The organism is Candidatus Nanopelagicales bacterium (genome assembly GCA_018003655.1).
Classification (GTDB): domain Bacteria; phylum Actinomycetota; class Actinomycetes; order S36-B12; family UBA10799; genus JAGNDY01.
The window spans coordinates 1-3,231 of sequence record JAGNDY010000151.1; the positions used below are offsets into that span (position 1 = coordinate 1).

Genomic DNA, 3,231 nt, shown 5'->3' on the forward strand with positions numbered 1-3,231 from the left:
TGGCCCTTGACCAACGCACCGGCGCGATCGTTGCGGTGGGTACTTCGGCCAAGCAGATGCTCGGGCGGACTCCGGAGGGCATCGTCGCTGTTCGGCCGCTGAAGGACGGGGTCGTTGCCGACTTCGAAACCACCGAACGGATGCTTCGGTACTTCATTCAGAAGATCCATAGCCGCAAACTGCTGGCCAAACCCCGGCTGGTGATCTGTGTGCCAAGTGGGATCACTGCCGTTGAACAGCGGGCCGTCAAGGATGCCGGCTATGCAGCTGGTGCCCGCCGGGTCTACGTCATCGAGGAGCCGATGGCTGCTGCGATCGGCGCCGGATTGCCGGTCCATGACGCCGAAGGTTCAATGATCGTGGATATCGGTGGGGGAACAACCGAGGTTGCGGTCATCAGTCTCGGCGGCATCGTGACGAGCATCTCCGCGCGCGTGGGTGGCGACCGCCTGGACGAGGCGATCATTCAGCACGTCAAGAAGGAGTACTCGCTCTTGCTCGGCGAGCGGACCGCTGAGGGGGTCAAGCTGCGCATCGGCTCAGCGTTTCCGACTCGCGACGAACCGCAGGCGCAGGTCCGCGGACGTGACCTGATCAGCGGGTTGCCGCGAACCGTGGTGTTGACCAGCGACGAGGTTCGTAGGGCGCTCGACGAGTCAGTTCGATCGATCGTCGATGCGGTCCGAATCACGTTGGATCGCACTCCGCCGGAGTTGGCCGGCGATGTGATGGACACGGGCATCGTGCTGACCGGCGGAGGAGCTCTTCTGCGGGGACTGGCTGAGCGGCTGCGGCACGAGACCGGAATGCCCGTACGAATCGCTGACAATCCGACGAGTTGTGTCGCGCTCGGGACCGGACGTTGTGTTGAAGACTTCGAAGCACTCAAGCCAGTGTTACTGGCCGAGTCGCGGTACTAGTAGCAGCGTCAACAGTCTGCAGTTGGCCGCACAGGCAAGTCGGAAGGGGGATTCATGCGAGAGGCCAGCAGGGCACGTGGTGTCCTCGCGGTGCTACTCCTGGTCTCGCTCACCCTGGTCCTACTCGATGTTCGCGGCAGCGACGCGGTCGATGGAGTCCGCGGCATCGCGGCCGGCATTATCGGACCGATTCAACGCGCGGTCGGAGCGGCAGCGGCACCAGCCATCAGTGTCGCGCGTTCGGTGACGACCTTCGGCGACCAGGCTGAACGCCAGCAGGTTGCCGGTCAGCAGCTCAGCGACGTCGCGAACGGGTCCGATGCGGCCGCCCGTACCGCGCAACAAGCTGAGTCGGTCGACTCGCTGCTGCGAACTGCGGGCCTTGGCGGCTACCGCGTGTTGCCGGCCCGAGTCGTTGCGTACGGCTCTGCCCAAACGTTCAACGGGACTGTGACAATCGACGCAGGCTCCGGTGACGGTATCGAGAAGGACATGACCGTCATGAATGGCGAGGGCCTCGTCGGCAAAGTCATTTCGGTCGGACCGGTGACCGCCGATGTGCAGTTGCTCTCCGATGACAGTTCGGTCATTGGGGCCCGCATCGAGGGGTCTGGCCAAGTGGGTGCGTTGCAGGGCACGGGGCAACCGGGCGAGGAGATACTGCGGCTACTCGACCCAACGGCGGGTGTATCGGTGGGTGATCGAATTGTCTCGTTCGGCTCACCGGACGGGCGGCCCTACGCCGCGGGACTTCCCCTGGGAACGGTCACGGCATTGCGCGGCGACCCAGGGCAAGCTGACCGCGTTGCGCTGATTCGGCCAGCAGCCGCGCTGACGGCGTTGGACATCGTCGGAGTGGTAGTCGTCCCACCGCGGACCAATCCGCGCGACTCCGTCTTGCCACCGAAGCCGAAGGACAGCCCAGCACCGACCCCGAGTCCGAGCGGGTGACGGATGCGCATCACGTTGCCGCGGGTGTTGCTGATCGTCGCCGCGCTACTTACCGGATTAGTTCTGCAAACAACGCTGCTTTCTCGGTTGGGTTTGCCTGGAGCTACTCCTGACCTTGTACTGGTCACCGTGTTGGTGCTGGCAATGGCGGCTGGCCCCGGCCCAGGGGCAGTCATCGGTTTCGGCGCCGGAGTGCTGGTCGATGTCGCCCCACCGGCAACAGGATCGATCGGCCAGACTGCAGCGGTCTACGCAATCGCGGCCTTTGTAGCGGGTCACTTCACCTTGGACGCGGGTGCTTTTGACCTGCGATCGGCGTTGGCGATCGCAGGCTTGACCGCCGGCGTCACTCTTGCGCTGTCGGTCACAGGGGCATTGCTGTCCTCGCCGCACGTCACCTGGTCAGCCGTCCCCTGGTTTGTTGTCACTTCGGCCGTTTACGCCGCTGTTTTGGCGCTGGCAGTGGTTCCGATCATCGGGGTGCTTTATCGCGGTGCCGCAGACGAGGGCAGGCTCGCGTGAGGCAACCCAGTGGTGCTTCAGCGGGTGGTGCTGGTCGGCGGAACCGGCCGACCCTGCGCCGCGATGCCCGCCTGATCATCCTGCAAGTCCTGGTGGTCGCCTTGCTGGCGACGCTGTTCATGCGGCTGGTGTGGATGCAGGTTGGCGAGGGGGCGACCTATCGCAACGCGGCGTCAAGCAACAGCGTCCGCACCGCGGTTGTCACGCCGCAGCGCGGCCTGATCCTCGATCAAGTGGGTCGTCCCATCGTTGCCAATCGTTCCTCGTTGACGGTAACCGTCGATCGCACCGCGCTGGCTCGCGAGAAGGATGGCGGGCAGGCGACGCTGGTGGCCTTGGCCAAGAAGCTCTCGGTGAGCTACGACGACTTGGTCACCCGCATGAAGCCCTGTGGCACAGCGGGCGCGGCACCACAGCCACTGTGCTGGAACGGGCCTGCCGGTCAACCAGTGGTTGTCGCGACCGACGTACCCCAGACCGTGGGCTTGCAGCTGATGGAAGAGCGCGGGGACATGCCAGCCGTGCGGACGGATCTTCGACCGCTGCGCTCGTACCCCAAGCCATATGGTGTCAACGCGGCACATCTTGCCGGATACCTTGGTCCGATCAGCCAGGCCGAGTTGGACAAGCTCGACCCGACCTCAGCCGATACCGCTGACACCCGCGTTGGTCGGGCCGGACTTGAGGAGCAGTACAACTCGGTGCTCGCCGGTCAGCCGGGCGTCCAGCGGGTCGCTGTGAGCAGATCGGGCAAGGTCGGTCAAACGCTTGAGAATCGGGCGGCGGTGCCTGGCGACAACGTCGTGACAAATATCGATGCGCACTTGCAGGCAGTCGT

General features: G+C 64.7%; 4 protein-coding genes. All 4 read left to right on the plus strand.

Going from position 1 to position 3,231, the window contains the following annotated elements:
- Nucleotides 1-920 (plus strand): rod shape-determining protein (locus KAZ48_11560; GenBank protein ID MBP7973427.1); only part of this gene is annotated, 920 nt, incomplete at its 5' end.
- Between the two features lie 54 nt (nt 921-974).
- The gene (locus tag KAZ48_11565) at nt 975-1,871 is read left to right on the plus strand and encodes a rod shape-determining protein MreC (protein ID MBP7973428.1); all 897 of its coding nucleotides are present in this window, start codon (nt 975-977) and stop codon (nt 1,869-1,871) included.
- A 3-nt stretch (nt 1,872-1,874) separates the two neighbouring features.
- Nucleotides 1,875-2,393: a rod shape-determining protein MreD gene (gene mreD, locus KAZ48_11570; protein MBP7973429.1), complete on the plus strand. Its 519-nt coding sequence runs from the start codon at nt 1,875-1,877 to the stop codon at nt 2,391-2,393.
- The coding region (locus KAZ48_11575; protein MBP7973430.1) for a hypothetical protein at nt 2,390-3,231 on the plus strand (842 nt) is incomplete at its 3' end. The genes mreD and KAZ48_11575, both read left to right, overlap by 4 nt.

What these genes read in the sequence shown, in the direction of transcription:
- KAZ48_11565 (MBP7973428.1), top strand. Translation starts at nt 975, where the DNA reads ATGCGAGAGGCCAGCAGGGCACGTGGTGTCCTCGCGGTGCTACTCCTG.
- mreD (MBP7973429.1), top strand. Translation starts at nt 1,875, where the DNA reads ATGCGCATCACGTTGCCGCGGGTGTTGCTGATCGTCGCCGCGCTACTT.